The organism is Streptomyces sp. NPDC060205 (genome assembly GCF_042728395.1).
Classification (GTDB): Bacteria; Actinomycetota; Actinomycetes; order Streptomycetales; family Streptomycetaceae; genus Streptomyces.
Window position 1 is genome coordinate 16036 of record NZ_JBHWZP010000006.1, and the last position, 23616, is coordinate 39651.

Here is a 23616-nt window from a genome sequence, read left to right on the forward strand (position 1 = left end):
TTACTCTCCTTCAACCCGCATGATGCTGGCGACACCACGCACGGTGTCGAGGTTGCGCAGCGCCTCCACGGTCCCCGTCAGGGACGCGTCGGACGCGCGATGGGTGACGACCACGAGGGAGGCATCGCCGCCTCCGTCGAGCCGCCCCTGCTGGCGAACCGTATCGATCGACACGCCGTGTTCGGCGAACACGGTCGCCACCTGGGCAAGAACGCCCGGTTTGTCGGCCACATCGAGACTGATGTGGTAGCGGGTCACGACCTCACCCATGGGCGACACCGGCAGCTGGGTGTACGCCGAGTCGCCGGGCCCGGTCGCGCCGCTGAGCTTGTTGCGGCAGACGGCGACCAGGTCCCCGAGGACGGCGGACGCGGTCGGCGCGCCACCGGCGCCCGGCCCGTAGAACATGAGCTGCCCGGCGGCGTCGGACTCGACGAACACGGCGTTGTACGCGCCGCGCACGGAGGCCAGCGGGTGGGTCAGCGGGATCATCGCGGGATGCACCCGCGCGGTGACCGATCCCCCGTCGGCGGCCCGCTCGCAGATGGCGAGCAGCTTGATGGTGCAGCCCATCGCCTTCGCGGAGGCGAAGTCGGCGGCGGTGACCTCGATCATGCCCTCGCGGTACACGTCGTCGAGGCGTACGCGCGTGTGGAAGGCGATCCCGGCGAGGATGGCGGCCTTGGCGGCGGCGTCGAAGCCCTCGACGTCGGCGGTGGGGTCGGCTTCCGCGTACCCGAGCGCGGTGGCCTCGTCGAGTGCCTCCTGGTAGCCGGCGCCCGTCGAGTCCATCTTGTCGAGGATGAAGTTGGTGGTGCCGTTGACGATGCCGAGCACGCGGTTGACCTTGTCGCCGGCGAGGGACTCGCGCAGCGGCCGGATCAGCGGGATGGCACCGGCGACGGCGGCCTCGTAATAGAGGTCCGCGCCGTGGTCGTCGGCCGCCGCGTGCAGCGCGGCGCCGTCCTGGGCGAGGAGCGCCTTGTTGGCGGAGACCACGGACGCGCCGTGCTCGAAGGCGGTGGTGATGAGGGAGCGGGCCGGTTCGATACCGCCGATGACCTCGACGACCACGTCGATGTCACCCCGTTTGACCAGGGCGGTCGCGTCGGTGGTGATCAGGGCGGGGTCGATGCCCGCGCGCACCTTGGAGGGCCGGCGCACGGCCACGCCCGCCAGTTCGACGGGGGCCCCGATGCGCGCGGCGAGGTCGTCGGCGTGCGTCGTCATGATGCGCGCCACCTCTGAGCCGACTACCCCACAGCCCAGCAGCGCCACCTTCAGCGGACGCGTACGCATCATCCGACCTCGTTTCCTCATACCGTCACGGTGGGACCAGTCTCACTCACCGGACGGGGGTTTCTACCCTTCGTCCGGATCGTGAGATGTCGATTTCATTTACGCGAGGCCGGAAAACAGGAGATCTTCCGTCCTCGCTCGTCCGTCCATGTCAGCAGACATCGAGTCAGCCGACATCGAGACGAAGTAGATCCTCCTCGGTCTCACGGCGGACGATGACCCTGGCCTCGCCGTCGCGGACCGCGACGACGGGCGGACGCAGGGCGTGGTTGTAGTTGCTCGCCATCGAGCGGCAGTACGCGCCGGTGGCCGGCACCGCGAGGAGATCCCCGGGCGCGAGGTCGGACGGCAGGAAGGCGTCCTTCACGACGATGTCACCGCTCTCGCAGTGCTTGCCGACCACGCGGACGAGCATGGGTTCGGCATCGCTCGTACGCGAGACGAGGGCGACGCTGTACTCGGCGTCGTACAACGCGGTACGGATGTTGTCGGACATGCCGCCGTCGACGGAGACGTACGTACGCAGGCCTTCGAGGGGCTTGACGGTGCCGACCTCGTACAGGGTGAAGGCGGTCGGTCCGACGATGGCGCGTCCGGGCTCGACGGAGATCCGGGGGGTCCGCAGCTTCGCGGCCTCGCACTCCCGGGTCACGATCTCGCCGAGCGCCTTGGCGATCTCGTGGGGCTCGCGGGGGTCGTCGTCGCTGGTGTAGGCGATGCCGAGGCCGCCGCCGAGGTCGATCTCGGGCAGTTCGACGCCGTGCTCGTCACGGATCTCGGCGAGCAGCGACACGACACGGCGGGCGGCGACCTCGAACCCGGCCATGTCGAAGATCTGCGACCCGATGTGGGAGTGGATGCCGATCAGTTCGAGCCCGTCGAGGCTGAGCGCACGCCGTACGGCCTCGGCGGCCTGTCCGTCCGCGAGCGCGATCCCGAACTTCTGGTCCTCGTGCGCGGTGGCGATGAACTCGTGCGTGTGGGCCTCGACGCCCACGGTCACGCGGATCTGCACGCGCTGCCGCTTGCCGAGGCTCTGCGCGATGTGCGCGACCCGCACGATCTCCTGGAAGGAGTCGAGAACGATACGCCCGACGCCGACCTCGACGGCCTGGGTGATCTCCGCCACGGACTTGTTGTTGCCGTGGAAGGCGATGCGCTCGGCGGGCATCCCGGCGGAGAGGGCGGTGGTCAGCTCACCGCCGGAGCACACGTCGAGGTTGAGCCCCTCCTCGTGCAGCCAGCGCACGACGGCACGCGAGAGGAACGCCTTCCCGGCGTAGAACACGTCGGCGTCGTGGCCGAAGGCGGTGCGCCAGGCGCGCGCCCGTGCCCGGAAGTCGGTCTCGTCGACGAAGTAGGCGGGCGTGCCGAACTCCTCGGCGAGCGTCGCCACATCGATCCCGCCGACGCTGACCGAACCGCTCCCGGTACGCGTCACGGTCTGCGCCCAGACCTTGGGGTCGAGGACGTTGAGGTCGGCCGCCGGGGCGGTGTAGTGCCCCTCGGGCAGGACATCGGCGTGGCGGGGCCCGGCGGGGTGTGCGGATCGGCTCATGTCTTTTGGGCTTTCTAGAAGATCTCGGTTCGCTTCACATCAGACCGGATCAAATCAATCAGATCAGATCGGGTCAGATCAGGTCTGTTCAGCTCGGGTCTGTTCAGCTCAGCTCAGAGATGGGTCGGTGCGTCGATGCCGAGCAGGGACAGGCCGCCGGCCAGCACCGTCCCGGCGGCTTCGGCGAGCGCGAGCCGGGAGCGGTGGGCGGCCGAGGGTTTCTCGTCCCCCAGCGGGAGCACGGTGTGCTGGAAGGCGAGCAGCGCGTCGGCGACGGTGACGAGATGCCGCGCGACCCGGTCGGGCGCGCGGTGGCGCGCGGCGGCGGCGAGGGCGTGGGGATAGGTGTCGAGGGCGTCGAGGAGCGGGCCGGGCCCACTGATGTGGTCCCCGGGAACGGCGGCGAACCCGAGGGCCGCGGCGTTGCGGCCGAGGGCCGTCGCGCGGGCGTGCGCGTACCGGACGCGGAAGAGGGGGTTGCCCTCCCGCTGGACGAGGTGCTCGTCGGTGATGCGGGGGTGGTCGTGGGACGCGGGATGCAGCAACGCCCAGCGGCCGGCGTCACGGCCGAGGGGGGTGGGGTCCTGGCCGGCGGGCACGGGCCGGAGGTCGAGTTCGAGGGGCGCGGACGTGGGCGCGGACGTGGACGCAGGCGCTTCGGGCGGGCCTTGGGCGGCGTCGACGGTGACGCCGAGGGTGTGGGCCCAGGCGGGGTCGAGCGCGTCCTCCGCGGCCTCCGCGGCCTCCGCGGCCTCGCAGGAGGCGGAAGCGGTGCTGTCGGTACAGGCGGTACGGGTGGTACGGGTGGTACGGACGAGGACACCCTGGGACCGCAGAATCCGGGCGAGGACCTGCCCGGTGACGGCGGCGCGCACTTCGCTGCAGGGGTAACACAGCTGAACGACCTGACCGGTCGGCCCATTGACGTACCCGTACCGCTCGCCGCGCCGCAGGATCTCGGCGACGAGGGCGGCCTCCCGGCCCTTGAGGGTGATGTTGAGAAACCCGGGTCCGGTGATGTCGACGCGCTCGACGCCCGCCACTCCGCTCAGATGGGGCCGCAGGATCTCGGCGACCTCCTTGGGCGGCCGGCCGGCGGGACGGGCCAGCTGGAGGGCGACATTGGTGGCGTAGTCGCCACGCCCGCCGGGCCCGGGGGGCACGACCTGCGCACGCTCCGGCACGGCCACGGCCAGCTCACCGTCGTCCACGGCACGGCGCACGGCGCGCAGCACGGTGCTGGAGAGCTCGACGGGGGTCACGGGGCAAGCGTAGGGGAGGAGGGGGGTGGGTAGGCGAATGGGTTTGGGCGAAGGTCCGGCATATGGACGGTCGCCTTCTGCGCGTGCCGCTTCAGTTGCCGGTACGGCCGGCGCGCTCGGGCCCGCCGGGCCCGTACAGGCTCTCGGCACCCTCGAACGACGAACCGGCCCCACTGCCGGAGGCCCCGCCGACACCGGAATCGGCGATCTCCCGCAGCTCCCGCCGCTCTCGCCGCTCCCGCAACTGGCGTACGAGCCGGACCAGGTCCGCGGGCTCGAAGGGCTTGGAGAGGAAGGCGTCGACGCCGACATCGAGGCCGCTCTCGACCTCGTACTGCGTACAGGCGCTGATGATGGCGAGGGGGAGGTCACGGGTGCGCGGATCGGCCCGGAGCCGGGCGGCGGTACGCAGCCCGTCGAGCCGCGGCATGACCACGTCGAGGGTGACGACGTCGGGGCGCACCTGGTGGATGACGTCCAGGCACTCGACACCGTCAGCCGCGGTCACGACCTCGAAACCCTCCAGTTCGAGGTTGACCCTGATCAGTTGCCGGATGACCTTGTTGTCGTCCACAACAAGCACCCGACCCGACGCGCCTGGCACAACTTGAGAGTAGGTCGGCGCGCGGGTTCGCGTCCGGCTTTTCCCTACTTCCACCCCACGCGGGGGATCCGGGGGCCTGGGCCTGCATCGCCCCCGGCCGAGGTACGCCATCGGGCCCGCTGCCGAGTTCCGGCCTCGAACCGGCCCAAGCTCCGGGATCGCACCCGACGGAGTTCCGGCATCGGACCCGGTCGAGCTTCGGGATCGCCGCGACCGAGGTACGGCATCGGACCGCCCAGGCTTCGGCATCAGGCCCGACCGAGGTAAGGCCGAGGTCCAACCAAGATCCAACGAACCCCGGACGCCCCCTCCCCACCCCCCGAAATCCGTTCATGAACACCCGGAGAGAGCTGGTAGTGTTCAACCCGTCGCCGCAACCACAGCGCCCGACACGCCCCCGTAGCTCAGGGGATAGAGCAACGGCCTCCGGAGCCGTGTGCGCAGGTTCGAATCCTGCCGGGGGCACACTGTGTAAGTGTGCCCAAGACCCCGCCATCAGCGGTTTCGCTGAGGACGGGGTCTTCGCGTATGTGTGGGTCGAGTTGCTCGGGCCCGGTGCGCACCTCTACGTGGCGTCCAGGTCGATTCCTGTCAGGTCGCGGAGGGCGCCGAGGAAGGCCTCTACGTCGGGCAGGGTGTTCACGCGGTTTTCGTAGACCTCGATCCGTCGCGCGAAGTCGTTCGCCAATGCGTCGAGCCGGGGCTGGAGGTCCGTGTGGGAGGCAACCGTGATCGCGTCGTAGTAGTCGATGTCGCTGCCGATCGTCAGGTCGACGAAGACATCTTCATCCCTGATGACCGAGGGCAGGCTGGGCCTGGACGCGCCGGACAGTGCGGCGACGAGGTCCTTCAGCCGGGCTTGGCCGGGGGCAACCGCGAAGACTGTGATCTCGCAGGACGCGTCCAACAGCACGGCATGCAGCAGACGGATCAGATCTCGGGGTGTCGAGAGACCGAACAGTCCCGCCCGTTGGGCGTCCTTCCGAGGATCCGACCACCCGGGCACGGCAGTTGAGCGTCCTTGGACGAAGCCGTTGTCACGCACCGCGTGCGGATCCGCCGCCTCGATGTCGTACTCCCAGTCGACGAGTGCCGGCTCTCGCCCCAGAGCCCGTGCGGCCTCGTCCCGGTAGTAGGCCGGAATCGCGTAGCGAGCCAGCCCGGCGGTCAGGCGCCAGACCAGGCCGGTGTAGACGGCCACCTCTTCCATGTTGTTGTTGTTCACCGCGTACTCGGTGAAGGGCGTCGGCCCGGGCTGCCAGTCCTGGAACAGCCCCGGCCAGTGACGGGTCACCGCTGTCTGCGTGCCTGGAAGGTAGCGGTGGACATTGATGCCCTGCTCCTTCGAGCTCTGGAAGCGAAGGGGATGCACAGCCGTAATTTAGGCCTCGACCCGAGCACCCGTGGTCAGGTCGGAGCAAGCGGGCCGACTTCTCCGCGCCAATCGCGGACCCGCCTCGCACCGCCCCCGCAGCCGCAGCCGCAGCCGCAGCCGCAGCCGGGAGGATCACAGGTAGGATTGGTGGCATGAGTGAGAGCACCGGCAAATACTCGATCACCATGCCCCGCGACATCGCGGAAGCGGCGAAGGCTCGCAGCGGGCCCTCCGGGCTGTCCGCGTATGTGGCCGCCGCCGTGGCCCGGCAGATCGAGCGGGACAACCTCAACGAGATCATCCAGGTTGCCGAGGCAGAGCACGGACCCGTCACGGACGGGGAGATCCAGGCTCTGCGCGATCAGCTTCAGCAGGCCCGCAGGCAGCAGACTCGGGGCGGGGCGAGCGCCGCGTGACCCGCTCGCCCGCCATTCCCGGCGGCACCCTGGTTCTCGACAGCGAAGGCCTGGCCAAGGCCGTTCTGCGAGACCGTGCCGTCACCGGCTGGCTCGCCCTCGCCCGCGCCGATGACCTGCGCGTGATCACCTCCGTGGCCACTCTTGTGGAGGTGGTCCACCCGCGGATCAACCGACCGGCTCTGGAGTGGATCCTGTCCCGTCTGGTCGTCGAACCGGTGACGGAGCCCATCGCCCGCCACGCGACCGCCCTTCTCGCCGACGCCGGCCGGCACGGGCACAAGTACGCCATCGACGCCATGCTGAGCGCGACTGCGCTCGCCGCCCCCTCCCCGGTCACCGTGCTCACGTCCGACCCGGAAGATCTCACCGCGCTGTGCGGCGGGCGGGTCACCGTCATCAAGATCTGATTCCGCGTTCTGTCGCGGCGCGAGCAGTCTGACCGACCCGCGGCCGGGGCCGAGGGCACCTTCCCTCGACCCACATCCACCCGAGTGCAAAATTTACCTAGCGCAATGATTGCCTTGTGCTTCTCGTACGTACCTCCTGGCGACCGGGTCGTTCAGTTCAGGAGGCAGTATGCGTGTCACGCAACGCACCGCAGGGACCGTATTCGTGATCGGTGGGCTGGGCGTGACCCTGGCTGCGCTCGCGTATCCCGCTCTGGTCGGGGTGGAGGCCACCACGACCAGTCAGGACCGGATCATCGCCAACACGCGGTACGGGCCCCTGACCGAGGCCGATCGGGATTTCGTCGTCAAGGTGCGGGCCGCGGGGCTCTGGGAGCATCCGCTGGGGCTCATGGCCATGGAGCGCGGGACGACCCCTGCCATGAAGGAGGCCGGGAAGCATCTCGTCGCCGGGCACTCCGGGCTCGACGAGATGTGCCGGAAGATCGCGCCCGAGCTGGGCATCACCCTGCCCAACCAGGCCAGCCCGCAGCAACAGCAGTTCGTGGCCACCGTGGACGGAAGCACCGGGCAGCAGTTCGACACGACCGCCGTGAACATCATGCGCGTCACGCACGGGCAGATCTTCCCCGTCATCGCGAAGATCCGCGCCAACACCAAGAACACGATGGTCCGTGAACTCGCCGACCTGGCCAACGACACCGTCCTCGACCACATCACGGTGCTGGAGAAGACCGACCTCGTCAACTACGACCAGGTCAACTTCCAGCAGACCAGCCCGCCCAAGCTCCCCAAAGCCGAGTTGACCCCGCCCGCCCCGCAGCCCGGCTCACCCGTCCTCGTCCTCAACAGGCCGGAAGGGTTGGATGTGAATACGACATCACCGACGCCCACTCCGACTCCGACCCCCGCCGTCGGGTGACCGGCGGAGTTCTACGCGTCGTGGGCCGCCGGCGGGTCCACCCAGCCCAGCGGGTGCGGCACCCCGTCGTCCGCGTCCTCCACGTCCGGGACCGGTGGTTCGCCGCCCGCCTCGTTGAAGGCCGTCAACGCCTCGACTATCGCGGTGCGTTGGGCGGGCGTGAGGCGTTCCACGATCGTGGCGATCTCCGCGCGACGGCGGGCCGTGACGTCCTCGACCGTGCGCCGCCCCTCCTCCGTGAGCCGGAGCAGGGTCTCACGGCGGTTGCCGGGGTTGGTCTGCCGGTCCGCGAGACCGGCGGTGATGAGCCGGTCGACCATGCGCATGGCCGTGGACGGCGCGACCTGGAGCAGTTCGGCGAGCGTGACCAGTTTGGTGGCGCCGCGCGTGGACAGCACGACCAGCATCCGGACCTGCGGCAGGGTCACCCGTTCCTCGACCTCGGCGAGCGAGCGGGCCGAGACCGCGACCAGCACGCGCGAGGCGGTCAGCACCGCACGGGTCACCGCGTCGACGTCGTCATCGACGCCCATGCCTGCGGCCCCCGCGCCGCCGACGGACGCGCTGCCGACGCCCGCGCCGCCGACGGCCGTGTTCTCCACTGTCACTTCACTCACGTCCATGTCGTTCATGACGTCCAGGTCCTCCGTGACATCGACGTCATCTGTCGCTCCGACAGGGGTCTCGTGCTCCGGCATGTGTCCTTTCTATCTCGCCGAAGTGCCTGCCCACTCACCTGATCCACACAGATTTTCCTCGCCCGTGACCCGTGTAAGCACGCAAAAGCTCAAAGACTCAAAGACTCAATGGCTGACTGGCTGACTGGCTGACTGGCTCAACGGGGCGGCGCCGGGCCCGTACTCCTGCGCACGATCAGTTCGACCGGCACCACCCGGTCCAGTGCCGGTTCCGGCGGGCCGTCCAGCTGGGACAGGAGCAGCCGCAGGGAACGCGTACCGATCTCAGGGAAGTCGGTACGGACCGTCGTCAGCGGGGGAAGCAGGTGCGCGGCCTCGGGGATGTCGTCGTAACCGACCACGCTCACGTCGTCCGGCACCCGGCGGCCCGACTCGTACAGGGCGCGGAGCACGCCGAGCGCCATCTGGTCGTTGGAGGCGAAGATCGCGGTGACGTCGGGGTCGTCGGCCAGCCTGCGGCCCAGTTCGTAGCCCGAGTCGGCACTCCAGTCGCCGACGAGGGGCTCGTGGACCTTCGCCCCCGCCGCCTTCAGCGTGGCCCGCCAGGCCTCCACCCGGCGGTCCGCCGACAGCCAGCCCGTGGGGCCCGCGATGTGCCGGACCGTCGCGTGGCCGAGGTCCAGCAGGTGCTCGGTGACCATGCGGACGCCCGCCCAGTTGTCGGCCGTGACGAACGACGCGTCCTTGCCGAGGTCGTTCTCCAGGACCATCAGCGGGGTGTCGAGCCGCGCCTCCGCCAGCGCCTTGCCGACCCAGCGCTGCGGGGCGATGGCGATCACACCGTCCGCGCCCTCGGCCGACAGGGTGTCCACGGCCCGTACGACGGTGGCCCGGTCCGCCGTGTCGAGCGCGATGGAGCTGACCAGGTAACCCGCGTCCTGGGCCGCACTGTTGATCGCGGTCAGGATGGACGCCGGACCGTAACGGGCCGCGTCGAAGGAGATGACACCCAGCATGCGGGTCCGGCCGCTGGCCAGCGAGCGTGCGCTGCGGCTGGGGCGGTAGCCGAGGGTCCGCATGGCGGTCAGGACCACCTCGCGGGTCTCGGGGCGGACGGCCGGATTGTCGTTCAGTACCCGCGACACGGTCTGCTTGGAGACACCGGCCAGCCGCGCCACGTCGTCCATCACCGGCCGCGCGCCCGCGAAGTTGCGCCGGCTGCGCCCCTTGGGGAGACCGGGCGGCACACCGTCACCGGCACGTGGGGTCATGGCGGGTGATGCCCTTCGGGATACGGGGACGGGGGTGCAGGGACGGGGGTGCGGGTTCGTCCGTCGGGCGGAGCCCGCCCGGTCGGCCCAGAATAGGCCGCCGGGCGGGAAGGCGGCGCGGCAGCCCGGTCCCGCCCTACCGGCCCCGCCCCGCCTCGTCCCGCCCTACCCGGCCTCCCTCACCTCCCCCGCTTCCCCCGCCTCCCCGATGGCCCACGTACGGGTCATCACCCACTCGACCCGCCCGACCGTCGCCACAGCCGCCTCCTCAGCGGACACGCCGGCCACGTACACCCGCGCCTCGGCCGCCCTCGGCAGCACCCGCAGCCTGAGTCCCTCCCCCCGCAGGGCGAACGCCGGGAGCCGGTCCAGGGCGATGTCCCAGGCCCGTCCCGAGTGGAACTGGTCCGCCACCAGCTTGTCGCCCACGTACGCGCGGGCCACGTCGCCGGACCAGTGGACGCGCAGCAGGGTTCCGGTGAGCGGGAGTCCGTCGGGGACGGCGACGGCGTACTCGGCGGCGGTCGTGTCGTAGTGCGCGTCGGCGGGGGCGCTCGCCCGGCCCTGCACGCCCGTCACGGGTTCGGGCGCCGGTCCGGCGGCACGCACCGGCTCAGCCTCTCCGACGCGCGATCCCCCTCCCCCGCCCTCTCCCCCGAACCGCGGGTCCCAGCCGTCCCCCGTCAGGTGATACCGCGTGAACACCCCGTCCTCCGACTCCCGCACGCTCCCGCCCGTCACCACCGGAGGCCGTCCCGGCGCCGGCAGGAAGGCCAGCGACATCTCACCGGCCGGCCCGTGCACCCGTACCTCCCCCTGCCCGCCCCGCGCGTGCGCGTCGAAGACGACACCGGCGCCGACACCACCACCGACACCGTCACCGGGCTCGCAGAGCACCAGCCGCTCCGCTCCCCAGGCGACACCCTTGTAGGCGGTACGGGCCGTCCGCGCGTCCAGGACCAGGAGGCCGACCCGGTTGCCGTCCGCCGTGTCCACCTCCACCAGGGCGTCGGTGCCGGGACGCAGGCCCGTGATCAGGACGCGGTCGTCGAGTGTGGCGCTCTGCCCGGAGGGCACCCGAACCGACCGCAACGTACGCGCGTCCAGCGCCAGTTCGACCGGTACGCCGTCCGTCGCCGCCAGTACCAGGACCGTACGGCCGTCGTCGTCGGCGACCGTGCACACCGGCTGCGCCGTCACCCAGTCCAGGCGCAGGCCCCCCACGTCGAGGCGCAGCGGCCAGCAGAAGTACGCGCCCGTCGGGACCGTGACCGGTGTGCTGGGGAAGGTGAGGGCGGGGCCGGCCGGGAACTCGACCGTGAACGAGGTGTCCGGATGGTCCGGCAACCCCTCGTGCGGCTGGTGGTTGTTGACGAAGAGGAAGCCGGAGCCCGCCGAGGCCCGGACCGCCCAGCGCAGGGTGTCCCGGTCGTCCTGCCCCGCGGGCTGCCGTGCCGGGAGGAAGGACTCCATCGGCGCGATCAGTTCGCCGAAGTCCGCCAGCATCAGGTGCTGGAGGCGCAGTTCGTCGTACGAGGGGCGGTACTGGCCGTACTCGCCCAGCGGCGCCTGGAAGTCGTACGTGCGGACAGGGAGGTCGTTCGGGTACCTCGTCGCGTGGGACTCCTGGAGGGTCGTCCGCTCGCCCGCCGGATTCGTACCGCCGTGGAACATGTAGTAGCCCTGCCACACGGAACCGCAGCCGATCTTCGTGAGGCCGAGCGCGCCGACGTCGGCCGCGTCGACGCGCGGGCGGCGGTGGTACGAGACCGCCATGCCGCCGCCCAACTCGCAGGTGGCCCATGGGAATCGGCCTTCCGTGGACATCGGTTCGGTACCGCGTACCGTCGTCGGGCGCAGATCGGCGCCGATGCCCTCGTCGTCGCGCTGGTGCGTGAAGAAGAAGTGCTTGCGGCAGGTGTCGGGCCAGCCGCCGTCGGCCTCGGTCCAGAAGGTCTCGGGGTAGCCGCCGTACAGCGGGAGCAGTTCGTCGGGCGGGAGTCGCACACCTCCCCAGGCCGTCGAGGTCCACAGCGGGGCGCTCAGGCCGGCCGCCTGGGCCATGCGTTTCAGGGTCAGCAGGTGGCCCGGCTGGTCGTACAGCTCGTTCTCGATCTGGATCGCGACGATCGGGCCGCCGTGCGCGCGGTCGAGCCCGCTCAGCTGCGCCGCGACGGCCTCGTACCAGGTGCGTACGGGTGCCAGGTACGCGGGATCGTCGGTGCGCGGGGTACAGGCCCGGGCCAGGAGCCAGTCGGGTAAGCCGCCGTTGCGGACCTCCGCGTGGGACCAGGGGCCGATGCGCGGGACGAAGTCCAGGCCGTGGCGGGCGCAGAGTCCGGCGAAGCGCCGCAGGTCCCGGTCGCCGTCGAAGCGGATCCGGCCCTCGACCTCCTCGTGATGGATCCAGATGACGTAACTCGCGACGGCCGTCACCCCGCCCGCCTTCATCTTCAGCAGCTCCTCCTCCCACTCCGCCGCCGGGTAGCGGGTGTGGTGGAACTCGCCGGAGACCGGGAACCAGGGGCGCCCGCCACGGGTGAGGTACCGGCTGGTGACCTCGATCGGGTCGGGGACGCCGGGCGCGTCGGAGAAGGGGAGGTGGCTGGTGAGCGGTGGCGCGGCCGGCGCGGACACCTTCAGGCGGAGCGGCGGCATCACGGGTTCACCGCGCCGAGGTCGGGGCTGTCGGTGAGGTGGACGCGCGGTGCGGTCGTGGCCTGCGACTCCAGCAGGACCAGTTCGTTGGTGCCGGGGCGCAGGACGGGCGCGGGCACGTACAGCGTGCGCTGCGGGCCGCGGTTCCAGTAGCGGCCGAGGTGGAAGCCGTTGATCCAGGCCTGGCCCTTGGTCCAGCCGGGCAGCGAGAGGAAGGTGTCGGCGGGCGTCCCGACCTCGAAGGTGCCGCGGTGGAAGGCGGGCCCGGCGTCGGACGGCGAGCCGGCGGCCGGAGCGAAGGGGACCGCGCCCACGGTGTCCAGGGCCAGCGGGTGGCAGTCCCAGCCGTGCAGGGCGGTGCCGTCGAAGGTGACGGGCCCGAGCAGCCCCTTGGGTGCGCCGATACGCGGCCCGTAGTTGACGCCGCCCATGTTCTCGACGAGCACGTCCAGCGTGGCACCGGCTCGCGGCACGCGCACGGACAGGGCGTCCTCGTGCCGTTCCCGTTCCAGTACGCCGACGGGGGCGCCGTCCACGAAGACCTGGGCGCGGTCGCCGACCCCGCCCGCGAAGCGCAGGACACCGTCGCCGGACACGGGAACCGTCGTGCGGTAGAGGGCGTACCCGGCCCGCAGTCCCAGCTCCTCCATGGTCACCGGCCCGGCGTCGACGCGTACCGGCTTGGCAAGAACGCCCGCGTGCGAGAGCAGCGACGCACGATCACCCAACTCCACGACGGTGTGGGGCAGTTTGGGACTCGACGCCGGGGCGGGCTCGTCGGGGACCGGGGCGTGGCGGGAGATGACGTCACGGAAGGCGTGGTACTTCGGCCCCGGGTCGCCGGACTCGGTGAGGGCCGCGTCGTAGTCGTACGAGGTCACGATCGGCGCGTACGCGTGGTCGTGGTTGGCGCCGTTCGTGAAGCCGAAGTTGGTGCCGCCGTGGAACATGTAGATGTTGACCGAGGCGCCCGCGGAGAGCAGCCGGTCGAGGTCGGCGGCGGCGTCGGCCGCGTCGCGCACGTGATGCGGTTCGCCCCAGTGGTCGAACCAGCCGATCCAGAACTCGGCGCACATCAGCGGCCCTTCGGGCTGATGGGCGCGCAACTGATCGAGGGACTCGGTGATCCGGCTGCCGAACGTGCCGGTCGCGAGGACGCCGGGAAGACTGCCGGCCGCCAGGTGCGCCGGGTTGGCCTGGTCGCAGGTGAAGAGCAGTTCCTCGACGCCGCGGGCGCGGAAGGACGCGGCGAGGTGTTCCAGGTAGGCGCGGTCGTCGCCGTACGCCCCGTACTCGTTCTCCACCTGTACGGCGATCACCGGGCCGCCGTTCGCGGCCAGTTGGGGCAGCAGCGGGGGAAGCAGCAGGTCGAGATAGCGGTCGAGCGCGTCGGTGAAGCGGGGGTCGCTGGTGCGCAGCCGGATGTCGGTGTCCGTGGTGAGCCAGGAGGGCAGACCGCCGCCGTCCCACTCGGCGCAGATGTACGGGCCCGGGCGCAGCAGGACGTGCAGGCCCTCGGCCTGGGCCAGTCGCAGATAGCGGGGCAGGTCGAGGATGCCGTCGAGGACGAGGGTGCCGGGTTCGGGCTGGTGGAGGTTCCACGGGACGTACGTCTCGACCGTGTTGAGGCCCATCAGCCGGGCCTTGCGGAGCCGGTCGGTCCACTGGTCGGGATGGATGCGGAAGTAGTGCATCGCACCGGAGATGATCCGGAACGGCTCTCCATGAAGCCGGAATCCGTCGGAGGACGTACTCAGAACAGTCATCAGGAAGCTGCTTCCCTTCGGCTCGGACGGGGATCGGTACCGAGACCGCGTCAGCGGCCGAGGTGCCGGCGGTTGCGGTGGTCGGCCGTCGCCGGGCGCGTGGCGCGGGTCGGCCGGAGCGTGACGGCCGGGCACAGTGCCGAGGCCGCGCCCAGCAGGAGCGGGACGGCGCGCGCCCCGGACCACTCGATGGCCTGCCGGTGGCCTGTCGGTGGCCTAGCCGAGCGCGGGCCTTAACCATGATGTTACCGGTAACTTGCAGTCGTCAAGATCTCCGCTCGGGATGCTGCGAGGGAGGAGAACGCCGGGCGGGCCCTCGGTCAGGACAGGGCGCGGCGCAGGGCGGCGTGGAGCTGGGCCGGGTCCGTCCAGTGGCGGGTCCTGGTCGGCGGCACGCGCCAGTGCAGACCGGGCGCGTACGTACGGTGCCGGGGCGGGACGGCCACGTGGGAGCCCTGGCCGAGAATCCGGGCCGGGGGTACGTCCCAGGTGGCGGCCTCGCCCGGCGGGACGAGCCAGTACAGGACGCCGCCGTAGCCGTCCTCGATCACCGCTCCCGTATGGGGGCCCAGATGTTCGAGGATGCGCAGGCCCGTGGTCAGCGGGACCCGCACCGCGTCCCACCACTGGCCGGCCGGGAGGGTCCGCACCTCCGGGCCCAGCGGTCGCAGCCACTTCGGCGCATCACTGCTCGGCATGGTTCGCCTGCCTCCACCACTCGCCCGGGATCATGACTTTAGAACGAACGGGCGGTCTGGACGCACGTGTCCGCCTGATGAACATGCCGGTGTGCGCGCCCTCTTTGGCATGGGCCGCGACGTCGTGACGTCCGTCGGGGTACGTGCGGGTCGTACGTGGCTGGTCGCGCCGTTCCCCGCGCCCCTAGGGAGTGGGGGTGGGCCCGGTCTTGCACCTTGCCGTCGTGCGTGGCTGAGCGCGCCGTTCCCCGCGCCCCTAGGGAGTGGGGGCGGGGCCCGTCTTGCACCTTGCCGTCGTGCGTGGCTGAGCGCGCCGTTCCCCGCGCCCCTAAGGGGCCGGGGGGGGAGCGGTTACCCCACTCCTCTCGCGGGCGCTGATGTGGCCTGAGGGGGTGGTTCGGGATGTGTGGGCGGTGCGGCAAGGGGGGTTCACTTGTTGGCTCGGGAGCGCCGACCACATGTCCCGGACCACCCCCGCCCCCACACGCGACGCCAGGCGCGTCTTTCAGGGGCGCGGGGAACTGCGCGGCCGGCCACGGACGGTCCGCAGGCGAAGAAAGACCTCAGGCCGGTGCCTTCTTCCGGGCGGGAGCCTTCTTCGGCGGGGAAGCGTCCGACGACTTCTCTCCAGCCGCCGACTTCGAAGTCGCCTTCTTCGCCGAAGTCGCACTCTTCGCCGAAGCCGCCTTCTTCGCCGGAGCCTTCTTCTTCGTCGACGCCGGCTTCGCAGAACCCGCGGCCGTCTTCTTCGCCGCCCTCTTGCGAAGGGGCTTCACCTCCGCGTCCTCCCGCCGAGCGCCCTGAGCGCCCCGCGCCTGCCGCACACTGTTCTCCAGCGCGGACATCAGGTCGATGACCTTGCCCCCGGACGCCTCCGCGGCGGGAGCGGACGGCACCGCCTCCCCGGACGCCTTCGCCGCGATCAGTTCCTCCACCGCCTCGCGGTAGTCGTCGTGCAGCTCCGCGAGATCGACCTCCCCGAGCGTGTCCATCAGCGCGTCGGCCAGGTCCAGTTCCTTGTCCCGGACGGTGACACCCTCGTCCGGGGCGACGTTCTCGGGCGCCCGGATCTCGTCCGGCCACAGCAGCCCGTGCATGGCGATGACGTCGTCGACGACCCGCAGCATGCCCAGCCGCTCACGCCCGCGCAGCGCGAACTTCGCGACGGCGACCTTCTGGCTGCGCTTCAGCGCCTCCCGCAGCAGGGTGTACGGCTTGGCCGCGGGCGCCCCGTTCGCCGACAGGTAGTACGCCGTGTCCATCTGGAGCGGATCGATCCGGTCGGCCGGCACGAAGGCCACGATCTCGATCGTCCGCGTGGTCGGGATCGGCAGGGAGGCCAGGTCCTCGTCCGTGATGGGGATCATCGTGCCGTCCGCGTCCTCGTACGCCTTGCCGATCTCCGACGACGGCACCTCGCGGTCCTCCGTCTCGCACACCTTGCGGTAGCGGATACGGCCGCCGTCCTCGGTGTGGATCTGGCGGAAGGAGATCGAGTGGTTCTCCGTGGCGTTCATCAGCTTGATCGGGATGCTGACCAGGCCGAAGGAGATGGCACCGTTCCAAATGGATCTCACGTCCGACACCCTTCAGGTCGCTGTCACCCGTCCCCTCGCCCCCGCCACCCGTTTTCGTACGAATACGTGGGATTGTCATCCTATGACGCCAATCACTGAGGTGGCCGGGCGAAAGGTGACCCTGAGCAACCTGGACAAGGTGCTCCACCCGGCGACCGGCTTCACCAAGGGTGAGCTGCTGCACTACTACGCGACCGCGGCGGAGGCGTTCCTCCCCCACCTCCGCGACCGTCCGGTCTCCCTGCTGCGCTACCCGGACGGCCCGGACGGCCAGGTCTTCTTCACCAAGAACGTCCCGCCCGGTACGCCCGACTGGGTCGCCACCACGGAGGTCCCCCGTTCGGAGGGGCCGGCCCGGATGGTCCTGGTCCAGGACCTGCCCTCCCTGATGTGGGCGGCGAACCTGGTCACCGAGTTCCACACCCCGCAGTGGCGGGCGCGGACCCCCGATGTCGCCGACCGGCTGGTCCTCGACCTGGACCCCGGCGCGCCGGCCACGATCGTGGAGTGCTGCCGGGTGGCCGTATGGCTGCGCGACCGGCTCGCGGCGGACGGTCTGACGGCGTACGCGAAGACGTCCGGCTCCAAGGGGCTGCATCTGCTGGCCGCCCTGGAGCCCACGCCGTCCGCCGAGGTCTCCGCCTACGCCAAGACGCTCGCGGTGGAGGCGCAGGGCGAGCTGCCCGGGCTGGTCGTCCACCGGATGACGCGTAGTCTGCGGGCTGCCAAGGTCTTCGTCGACTTCAGCCAGAACGCGGCGCGCAAGACGACCGCCGCGCCGTACACGCTCCGGGCTCGGGCGGCGCCCACGGTCTCCGCCCCTGTCACCTGGAACGAGGTCGAGTCCTGCGGGGCTCCGACCGAACTGGCCTTCGTCGCCGGGGACATCGCGCGGCGTCTCGATCGCCACGGCGATCTGTTGGCGCCGTTGCTGGACGCGGGCCTGGCGGGGTCACTGCCGTGACGCTCGGCTGGGGTCTGATCGCGCCGTTCCCCGCGCCCCTTTGGGGCGCTCTTGCCGTGCGGGCGGACCACAGAACCCGGGGTCACCGGCCTGACACTCGCCCGCGGGCCGGTGGGGGCTGGTCGCGCCGTTCCCCGCGCCCCTTTGGGGCGCTGCTGCCGTGCGGGCGGACCACAGGAACCCGGAGTCACCGGCATGACGCCCGGCTGCGGGCCGGTGGGGGCTCGTCGCGCCGTTCCCCGCGCCCCTTTCGGGGCGCTCTTGCCGTGCGGGCGGACCACAGGAACCCGGGGTCACCGGCCTGACATCAGAGTCGTAGCCATGTGCCCCGGTCGCGGGCCATCGCGTGGAGGGCCTCTATGTCCGCTGGTTTGAGGACTCCTCCCGCGCGGGCCAGGGAGGTCACGTCCGTGTCCAGCAGGATGCGCAGCTCGCGCGGTGGGGCCGTCACCGAGACGTTCTTGGGGGCGAAGAGGGCCAGGACGGGGCGCACCTCGGCGGTGAGGGCGTACGAGGCGCGGTCCGCGTCGGCGCGGACCGCGCGCAGCAGGGGCCGGGCCTCCCGGCGCCCCACCGTGACCATGGGGTCGGCGACGTGGACGCGCTGCTTGCGGGCGTACACCGTGTGCACGGCGAACAGGCCCCCGGGGCCGATCACCAGGTGGTGGACGCGGTCGCCGCCGGGCAGCGGCACCGAGTGCAGGGTGCGCCACCCGGCCCCCTCCAGCCGGTCCAGCGCCTCACCCACCGCGAGTTCCGCCGCGAGGGCGTGCCGCCGGGGATCCGGCCGCATCCGCCGCTGCGGGCCCGGCTCGTGGTCGAGCACGGTCTGCAGGGCCTCGCCGGGCCGGTTCGGCGCGAGGTCGTCGTCCGGGTGCAGGGACAGCCGGGCGAGTTCGGCGGGGGTCGGCACCGGCGGCGGTCCGACCGTCACCGTTCCGCTCAGGAACGGTCCGAGCACATCGAGCACGTCCTCGCGCCGCTCCTCGCTGAGCAGATTGACCCGGGCGGCCTCCCTGTCGTACCAGGCGACGTTCCTGCCGTCCGTGCGGCAGACGTAGAGCCGTTCCTGACCGTGCCGCCAAGTCGGTATGACGCGCAGTGTGTTCATGCATCATCACCCCTCGACCATGGGAACAGGCGGGGTGCTCCAGGGGCAAGAAGGCGGTTACCTTTGGAAGCAGTTGGAGGGGGAGGCGCCGTTGCGGGCTCGCAGAAGGCAACCCGATGTGCCGGCCCCGGACAGCCCGTGGAACGAGATAGTGCCCGGTCTGTGGATGGGCGGGCACCAGTACACGGGCCGGTCGGGAGAGCCGGAGTTCGCCGTCGTACACGACGAGTTCGACCTGGTGCTCACCCTGCTGCGACTACCCGGCCACGGCCCGGAGCCGGGCGTCGAGCACCATGTGTGGGCCATCCCGGACGGGCCGCTGGACGGCACCCAGCTGGCCGGCGTGATCCGGCTCGCCCGGACGGCGGCCGAGGCGCTGGAGGAGGGCAGGCGCGTCCTGGTCCGCTGCTTCCACGGCTACAACCGCTCGGGGCTCGTCGTCGCCCACGCCCTGGTCCTCGCGGGGCGTACGGCCGACGAGGCGATCCGGCTGATCCGCTCCCGCCGCTCCCCGTGGGCCCTGCACAACGAACTCTTCGTGGAGTACCTGCGGACCGGTCTTGTCACGGCCCGGCTGCTGGAGGAACTGGCCGAGTAACCGGTCGGCGGCGGCACCGCCGGCCCGTCCCACCCGGCCCGCTCGTCTCAATCGGCCCACTCGGCCCACTCGGCCCACTCGGCGAACAAAAGGGACTTCCGTACGAATAAGGTGTCCCGGACGGCAGGGTCGATCAGTCATGCCCCCTGCCCCGACCGCCCAAGCCCGGCCCTGTCCGGCCCCGTCCGGCCCCGACGCAGGAGCGCAGTGATCCCCAACCGCCCCGCGGCCTTCGCGCGGCCCGCCGCCGCGCCGTCCGCCGCCGCGCCGCCGGTCGCGCTGCTCGTCGCGCTCGCGCTCGCCGGTCCGCTGCTCGCGGGCTGCGGCGACCCGGGCGACCTGCGCGGCGCCGGTCCGACGTCCACCGCCGTGGCGCCGACCCGGCTGTGGCCGCAGGTCCCGCCCGCCGCCTCGCCCGCCGTCGACTACGGCGAGGCGGACACCGAGACGGTCAAGGGCGTCCCGGTCCCGGACGACGACATCCGGAAGGCCGACCCGGTCGCCGTCTTCCGCGCGGAGATCGCCGCCCACCCGGACCTCTACACCGGCAAGGGGCGTTACGCGCAGACCGCCCGGCAGGTCGCGCGGTGCGGCGGGAAGAGCGCGCGCGGCCCGGCGTGCCCGGTCCTGCGGGCGTACTACCGCGACCTCACCGGTGACGGCCGCGACGACATGGTGCTCGGGGTGCGGATGCCCGACCACCAGCTGGGCGTGCGCACGTACACCGTCATCGGGCACCGGCTGACGGAGGTCATGGCGACGACCGACAGCACGCTCGGAGTCGAGATCGCGGGCCGGGACGTGATCATCCGCTCGCCGTCGAAACTGGCGGGCTACGAGTACCGGACGGTCTGGTCGTGGGACCGGCGGCAGCGGGCGATGCTCGCGGCCAAGGACGAGATCCTGCGGGTCGGAGCCACGGCGCCGCCCTCCGGACGCGCGCCCGCCCGCACCCCGGCCCCCTCGGCCGGGACCCGGTGAACCGTCCACCGCGGGAGCCGCTGCCGGGGCCGGTCCCCCGGCAGCTCCCGGGGACCGGCCGCATCGGGCGGCTGCGCCGGCGGGCCGCGGGTCTCACCTGGAAGGCCGCCGTCTTCATCACGGTGATGTGCTGCGGGCTCGCCGCGCTCCTCGGCGTCCTCGTGCACGTCTCGGTGACCGACCAGACCGTCGGCGAGGCCCGCGACCACGCGCTCGACCGGCTGACGCAGGCCACGGAGGCCTTCGAGGCGGGCGACCGGCTGCCGCCAGGCGCGGGGGTGGATCCGGCCGGGCTGCCCGCCGAGCTGCGTACGCTCGCGGCGGGCGGGCGGCGCGGCACGATGGTCGGGACCGGTGACCCGTACCCCACGATGTGGGCGGCCGGGCCCGTGAGCGGCGGGCGGGCGCTGGCCGTACAGGTCGACTACGCGCAGGGCGTGCGCACGATCGAGGGGCTCGACCGGGCGATCCTCGGCTCCTCGGCGCTGGCGATCGGCGTGACGCTGCTGGTGGGCGCGTTCGCGGTGACGCGCGTGACGCGGCGGCTGCACTCGACGGCCCAGGTGGCGCGGCGGATCAGCGCCGGCGATCTGGACGCGCGGGTGGGGGATCCCAGGGCCGGGGATCCGCGGACCGGAGGCCCGGCGAGTCCCCAGGACGAGGTGGCCGCGGTGGCGGGCGCGCTGGACACGATGGCGTCCTCGCTGCAGAACAAACTGCTGAGCGAGCAGCGGTTCACCGCGGATGTGGCGCACGAGTTGCGGACCCCGCTGACGGGGCTGCACGCGGCGGCCGAACTGCTGCCGCCCGGCCGTCCGACCGAACTCGTCCGGGACCGGGTCGCCGCGCTGCGCACGCTCACCGAGGATCTGCTGGAGATCTCCCGGCTGGACGCGCGCAGCGAGCGGGCGGAGGTGGACGCGGTGCGGCTGGGGGACGTGGCCGAGCGGGTGGTCCGGGCCGCGGGCCCGGGCGCGGGTACCGGCATCGGTACGGAGATCAGCATTCTGCGGGACGCCGTCGTGGAGACCGATCGGCGGCGGCTGGAGCGGGTGCTGGGGAATCTCGTGGCCAACGCGCATCGGCATGGACGGGGGCCGGTGACGTTGACGGTCGACGGGGGTGTCATCACCGTGCGGGATCACGGGGACGGGTATCCGGAGTATCTGCTGGGGCACGGGCCGCAGCGGTTCCGGACGGAAGGGGGTGCTCGGGGGCACGGGTTGGGTTTGACCATCGCCGTGGGGCAGGCGGAGGTGTTGGGGGCGCGGCTTGTGTTCGCCAACGGGGTGGGTGGGGGTGCGGTCGCCGTTCTGACGCTGGCCGATTCCTGAGGGGCGGTCGGCTGTCGGGTGCGGGTCCGTCGTGGCTGGTCGCGCAGTTCCCCGCGCCCCTGAAAGGCAAAAGACTGCGCCAGTCCCCACGTCCCTTAAGGGCTGCGGCCCTCAAAGACAAAAGATTGCGCCGTTCCCCGCGCCCCTTAAGGGCGAAAGGACTGCGCCGTTCCCGCGCCCCCAGAGCGCTGCGCCCCCGGACGGCTGCGCCCCGATGGCTCAGTGTGGCGGGCGGTTGTGGGGGCGGGATTCTAATGTGGCGGTTAGTCAGCCTTGGTCACCATTTCGGAGGAGTCCGCCATGTCTCTGCGTACCGCTTTCGTCCGTCGTCTCGGGATAGCCGCCGCCTGTGGCGGTCTCGTCCTCGGGGGCGCGAGCCCCGCCCTCGCCGGTGACGACTGGGGCGACCACCACGGCAGCCACGACAGCAGTCACCCCCGGTACTACAAGGGCCGCATCAGCGCGCCCGGCGGGCTGAACCTGCGGGACAAGCCGACCCGCAGCAGTGCCGTGATCGGCTTCGCGGAGTACGGCGAGGTCGTCTCCATTTTCTGCAAGACGCCCGGCCAGAGCGTCCAGGGCAACACCCTGTGGTACCTCCTCGCCGACGGCACCTGGGCCTGGGGAGCCGCCCGCTACATCGACAACATCGGCGCCTCGCCCCGCTGGTGCTGAGCGCACCCCCCGTGCCTCCCGAGGCACACCGGCACAGCCCCTCTGTCGCGACATAACAGGACATCGGGCGACCGGCTTGCTAACTTCCGGACATGCTCTCGCCCGGAACGACAGTGCAGGCGGACCCGCCGGCTCCCGTTGTACGCCTCCCCCGGCGCCGTGGCATCGAGTTCACCCTCCTGATCGTGGCCGTCCTGCTCTCCGTGTACGGCTACTGCGGCGTCGGGCTCGCACGGACCGGATCCGTCCCGCCCGGCGCCGCCGGATACGGCGCCGGGCTGGGCGTGCTCGCGCTCCTCGCCCATCTCGCGGTGCGCCTGCGCGCCCCCTGCGCCGACCCGCTGCTGCTGCCGATCGCCGTCCTGCTCAACGGCCTGGGCCTGGTCCTGATCTACCGGCTCGACCTGGAGACCCCGGCCGACCGGGCGGCGCCCACGCAACTCGTCTGGTCGACCCTGGGCGTGGCCCTGTTCATCGCGGTGATCGTGCTCCTGCGCGATCACCGGGTGCTCCAGCGCTACACGTACGTGTCCGTCGTCACCGCGCTGGCCCTGCTCGTCCTGCCGATCTTCTTCCCCGCGGTGAACGGCGCCCGGATCTGGATCAGGATCGCCGGGTTCTCCATCCAGCCGGGCGAGTTCGCGAAGGTCATGCTCGCGCTGTTCTTCGCGGGCTACCTCGCCGCCAACCGCAACGCCCTCGCGTACACCGGCCGGCGGATCTGGCTGCTCCAACTGCCCACCGGGCGCGTGCTCGGCCCGATCCTCGCGGTCTGGCTGCTGAGCGTGGGCGTCCTGGTCCTCGAACGCGACCTCGGCACCTCGCTGCTCTTCTTCGGCCTGTTCGTGATCCTGCTGTACGTGGCCACGGGCCGCACCGGCTGGATCGCGGTGGGGCTGCTGCTCGCGGCGTGCGGGGCGTTCGCCGTCGGCTGGCTGGAGCCGCATGTGCACAGCAGGGTCGAGGACTGGCTGCATCCCTTCGCGTCGATCGAGGCGGGCCGCGGCCCGAACCAACTCGCGCAGTCCCTCTTCGCGTTCGCCGCCGGCGGGTTCCTCGGCACGGGCCTCGGCGCCGGCCACTCGGTCCTCATCGGCTTCGCCGTCAAGTCGGACTTCATCCTGGCCACGGCGGGCGAGGAACTGGGCCTGGCCGGCCTCTCCGCGATCTTCATCCTGTACGGGCTGCTGGTCGAACGCGGTATCCGGGCGGGCCTCGCCCTGGCCGACCCCTTCGGCCGGCTGCTCGCGGTCGGGCTCGCCTCGATCGTGGCGCTGCAGGTCTTCGTGATCGCGGGCGGGGTGACGGGGCTGATCCCGCTGACCGGGATGGCGATGCCGTTCCTCGCGCAGGGCGGTTCGTCGGTCGTCACCAACTGGATCATCGTGGCCCTGCTGATGCGCCTCAGCGACTCGGCACGCGGCCGCTCCGAGGAGAAACAGCAGGGCGAGGAGAGGCAGCGGGGAGAGGGGGTCGCGCCGTGACGGGCAACGGCCGGC

The 23616-nt window shown here is 71.6% G+C and carries 21 protein-coding genes and 1 tRNA gene; 10 read left to right on the forward strand and 12 right to left on the reverse strand.

The window, feature by feature from the left end; all coding sequences use genetic code 11:
- The 4 genes from ACFWGJ_RS01825 to ACFWGJ_RS01840 form a co-directional block, all read right to left on the reverse strand.
- Window positions 1-1299: a homoserine dehydrogenase gene (locus ACFWGJ_RS01825; protein ID WP_387320304.1), complete on the reverse strand. Its 1299-nt coding sequence runs from the start codon at window positions 1297-1299 to the stop codon at window positions 1-3.
- A 166-nt stretch (window positions 1300-1465) separates the two neighbouring features.
- Window positions 1466-2857: a diaminopimelate decarboxylase gene (gene lysA / locus ACFWGJ_RS01830; protein WP_387320246.1), complete on the reverse strand. Its 1392-nt coding sequence runs from the start codon at window positions 2855-2857 to the stop codon at window positions 1466-1468.
- 113 nt (window positions 2858-2970) lie between these two features.
- A complete protein-coding gene (gene nrtL, locus ACFWGJ_RS01835) occupies window positions 2971-4119 on the reverse strand; it encodes an ArgS-related anticodon-binding protein NrtL (RefSeq protein ID WP_387320247.1) in 1149 nt (382 codons plus the stop codon).
- Between the two features lie 91 nt (window positions 4120-4210).
- On the reverse strand, window positions 4211-4702 hold the full coding sequence (locus ACFWGJ_RS01840; RefSeq protein ID WP_387320306.1) for a response regulator: 492 nt from the start codon (window positions 4700-4702) through the stop codon (window positions 4211-4213).
- Between the two features lie 414 nt (window positions 4703-5116).
- Here ACFWGJ_RS01840 and ACFWGJ_RS01845 point away from each other — a divergent pair.
- A tRNA-Arg gene (locus ACFWGJ_RS01845) sits at window positions 5117-5188 on the forward strand.
- A gap of 100 nt (window positions 5189-5288) precedes the next feature.
- On the opposite strand, the gene ACFWGJ_RS01850 is transcribed toward ACFWGJ_RS01845, so the two are convergent.
- Window positions 5289-6095, reverse strand: coding sequence for a hypothetical protein (locus tag ACFWGJ_RS01850; RefSeq protein WP_387320248.1), 807 nt, complete (start codon window positions 6093-6095; stop codon window positions 5289-5291).
- 155 nt (window positions 6096-6250) lie between these two features.
- Between ACFWGJ_RS01850 and ACFWGJ_RS01855 the strand changes: the two genes are divergently transcribed.
- From ACFWGJ_RS01855 to ACFWGJ_RS01865, 3 genes are all read left to right on the forward strand, one after another.
- A complete protein-coding gene (locus ACFWGJ_RS01855) occupies window positions 6251-6514 on the forward strand; it encodes a CopG family transcriptional regulator (protein ID WP_387320249.1) in 264 nt (87 codons plus the stop codon).
- Complete coding sequence (locus tag ACFWGJ_RS01860; protein WP_387320250.1) at window positions 6511-6924, forward strand: type II toxin-antitoxin system VapC family toxin; 414 nt, start codon at window positions 6511-6513, stop codon at window positions 6922-6924. The genes ACFWGJ_RS01855 and ACFWGJ_RS01860 overlap by 4 nt, the downstream gene beginning before the upstream one ends.
- A gap of 169 nt (window positions 6925-7093) precedes the next feature.
- Window positions 7094-7846 (forward strand): DUF4142 domain-containing protein, encoded by a 753-nt coding sequence (locus tag ACFWGJ_RS01865; RefSeq protein WP_387320252.1) that lies wholly within the window; start codon window positions 7094-7096, stop codon window positions 7844-7846.
- A gap of 11 nt (window positions 7847-7857) precedes the next feature.
- Here ACFWGJ_RS01865 and ACFWGJ_RS01870 read toward each other — a convergent pair whose 3' ends face one another.
- From ACFWGJ_RS01870 to ACFWGJ_RS01895, 6 genes are all read right to left on the reverse strand, one after another.
- The gene (locus ACFWGJ_RS01870) at window positions 7858-8379 is read right to left on the reverse strand and encodes a MarR family winged helix-turn-helix transcriptional regulator (protein ID WP_387320308.1); all 522 of its coding nucleotides are present in this window, start codon (window positions 8377-8379) and stop codon (window positions 7858-7860) included.
- A 302-nt stretch (window positions 8380-8681) separates the two neighbouring features.
- Complete coding sequence (locus ACFWGJ_RS01875) at window positions 8682-9755, reverse strand: LacI family DNA-binding transcriptional regulator (RefSeq protein ID WP_387320253.1); 1074 nt, start codon at window positions 9753-9755, stop codon at window positions 8682-8684.
- Between the two features lie 165 nt (window positions 9756-9920).
- Window positions 9921-12413: a beta-galactosidase gene (locus tag ACFWGJ_RS01880; protein WP_387320255.1), complete on the reverse strand. Its 2493-nt coding sequence runs from the start codon at window positions 12411-12413 to the stop codon at window positions 9921-9923.
- The gene (locus tag ACFWGJ_RS01885) at window positions 12413-14179 is read right to left on the reverse strand and encodes a beta-galactosidase (RefSeq protein WP_387320256.1); all 1767 of its coding nucleotides are present in this window, start codon (window positions 14177-14179) and stop codon (window positions 12413-12415) included. The genes ACFWGJ_RS01880 and ACFWGJ_RS01885 overlap by 1 nt, the downstream gene beginning before the upstream one ends.
- Window positions 14180-14499: 320 nt before the next feature.
- Window positions 14500-14877: a hypothetical protein gene (locus ACFWGJ_RS01890; protein WP_381832834.1), complete on the reverse strand. Its 378-nt coding sequence runs from the start codon at window positions 14875-14877 to the stop codon at window positions 14500-14502.
- A gap of 563 nt (window positions 14878-15440) precedes the next feature.
- Complete coding sequence (locus ACFWGJ_RS01895) at window positions 15441-16463, reverse strand: Ku protein (RefSeq protein WP_387320257.1); 1023 nt, start codon at window positions 16461-16463, stop codon at window positions 15441-15443.
- A gap of 73 nt (window positions 16464-16536) precedes the next feature.
- Between ACFWGJ_RS01895 and ligD the strand changes: the two genes are divergently transcribed.
- Window positions 16537-17418: a non-homologous end-joining DNA ligase gene (ligD, locus tag ACFWGJ_RS01900; protein ID WP_387320258.1), complete on the forward strand. Its 882-nt coding sequence runs from the start codon at window positions 16537-16539 to the stop codon at window positions 17416-17418.
- Between the two features lie 307 nt (window positions 17419-17725).
- Here the strand turns inward: ligD and ACFWGJ_RS01905 are convergent, their stop codons facing one another.
- Complete coding sequence (locus tag ACFWGJ_RS01905; RefSeq protein ID WP_387320259.1) at window positions 17726-18529, reverse strand: nuclease-related domain-containing protein; 804 nt, start codon at window positions 18527-18529, stop codon at window positions 17726-17728.
- A 91-nt stretch (window positions 18530-18620) separates the two neighbouring features.
- On the opposite strand from ACFWGJ_RS01905, the gene ACFWGJ_RS01910 reads away from it, so the two are divergent.
- From ACFWGJ_RS01910 to ACFWGJ_RS01930, 5 genes are all read left to right on the forward strand, one after another.
- Window positions 18621-19127 (forward strand): dual specificity protein phosphatase family protein, encoded by a 507-nt coding sequence (locus tag ACFWGJ_RS01910; protein WP_387320260.1) that lies wholly within the window; start codon window positions 18621-18623, stop codon window positions 19125-19127.
- Window positions 19128-19334: 207 nt separating this feature from the next.
- Window positions 19335-20108, forward strand: a complete 774-nt coding sequence (locus tag ACFWGJ_RS01915; protein ID WP_387320261.1) for a hypothetical protein — start codon at window positions 19335-19337, stop codon at window positions 20106-20108.
- A 62-nt stretch (window positions 20109-20170) separates the two neighbouring features.
- A complete protein-coding gene (locus ACFWGJ_RS01920) occupies window positions 20171-21442 on the forward strand; it encodes an ATP-binding protein (protein WP_387320310.1) in 1272 nt (423 codons plus the stop codon).
- A 300-nt stretch (window positions 21443-21742) separates the two neighbouring features.
- A complete protein-coding gene (locus ACFWGJ_RS01925) occupies window positions 21743-22117 on the forward strand; it encodes an SH3 domain-containing protein (protein WP_387320262.1) in 375 nt (124 codons plus the stop codon).
- Between the two features lie 92 nt (window positions 22118-22209).
- Window positions 22210-23601 carry an FtsW/RodA/SpoVE family cell cycle protein gene (locus tag ACFWGJ_RS01930; RefSeq protein WP_387320263.1) on the forward strand — a complete coding sequence of 464 codons (1392 nt, stop codon included), beginning with the start codon at window positions 22210-22212 and terminating at the stop codon, window positions 23599-23601.
- The last annotated feature ends 15 nt before the right edge of the window (window positions 23602-23616 follow it).

Bases quoted from the DNA above. Each gene is read 5' to 3' on its own strand.
- ACFWGJ_RS01825 (WP_387320304.1), bottom strand. From the start codon at position 1,299: ATGCGTACGCGTCCGCTGAAGGTGGCGCTGCTGGGCTGTGGGGTAGTC.
- lysA (WP_387320246.1), bottom strand. From the start codon at position 2,857: ATGAGCCGATCCGCACACCCCGCCGGGCCCCGCCACGCCGATGTCCTG.
- ACFWGJ_RS01855 (WP_387320249.1), top strand. From the start codon at position 6,251: ATGAGTGAGAGCACCGGCAAATACTCGATCACCATGCCCCGCGACATC.
- ACFWGJ_RS01865 (WP_387320252.1), top strand. From the start codon at position 7,094: ATGCGTGTCACGCAACGCACCGCAGGGACCGTATTCGTGATCGGTGGG.
- ACFWGJ_RS01870 (WP_387320308.1), bottom strand. From the start codon at position 8,379: ATGGGCGTCGATGACGACGTCGACGCGGTGACCCGTGCGGTGCTGACC.
- ACFWGJ_RS01875 (WP_387320253.1), bottom strand. From the start codon at position 9,755: ATGACCCCACGTGCCGGTGACGGTGTGCCGCCCGGTCTCCCCAAGGGG.
- ACFWGJ_RS01880 (WP_387320255.1), bottom strand. From the start codon at position 12,413: ATGCCGCCGCTCCGCCTGAAGGTGTCCGCGCCGGCCGCGCCACCGCTC.
- ACFWGJ_RS01885 (WP_387320256.1), bottom strand. From the start codon at position 14,179: ATGACTGTTCTGAGTACGTCCTCCGACGGATTCCGGCTTCATGGAGAG.
- ACFWGJ_RS01890 (WP_381832834.1), bottom strand. From the start codon at position 14,877: ATGCCGAGCAGTGATGCGCCGAAGTGGCTGCGACCGCTGGGCCCGGAG.
- ligD (WP_387320258.1), top strand. From the start codon at position 16,537: ATGACGCCAATCACTGAGGTGGCCGGGCGAAAGGTGACCCTGAGCAAC.
- ACFWGJ_RS01905 (WP_387320259.1), bottom strand. From the start codon at position 18,529: ATGAACACACTGCGCGTCATACCGACTTGGCGGCACGGTCAGGAACGG.
- ACFWGJ_RS01925 (WP_387320262.1), top strand. From the start codon at position 21,743: ATGTCTCTGCGTACCGCTTTCGTCCGTCGTCTCGGGATAGCCGCCGCC.
- ACFWGJ_RS01930 (WP_387320263.1), top strand. From the start codon at position 22,210: ATGCTCTCGCCCGGAACGACAGTGCAGGCGGACCCGCCGGCTCCCGTT.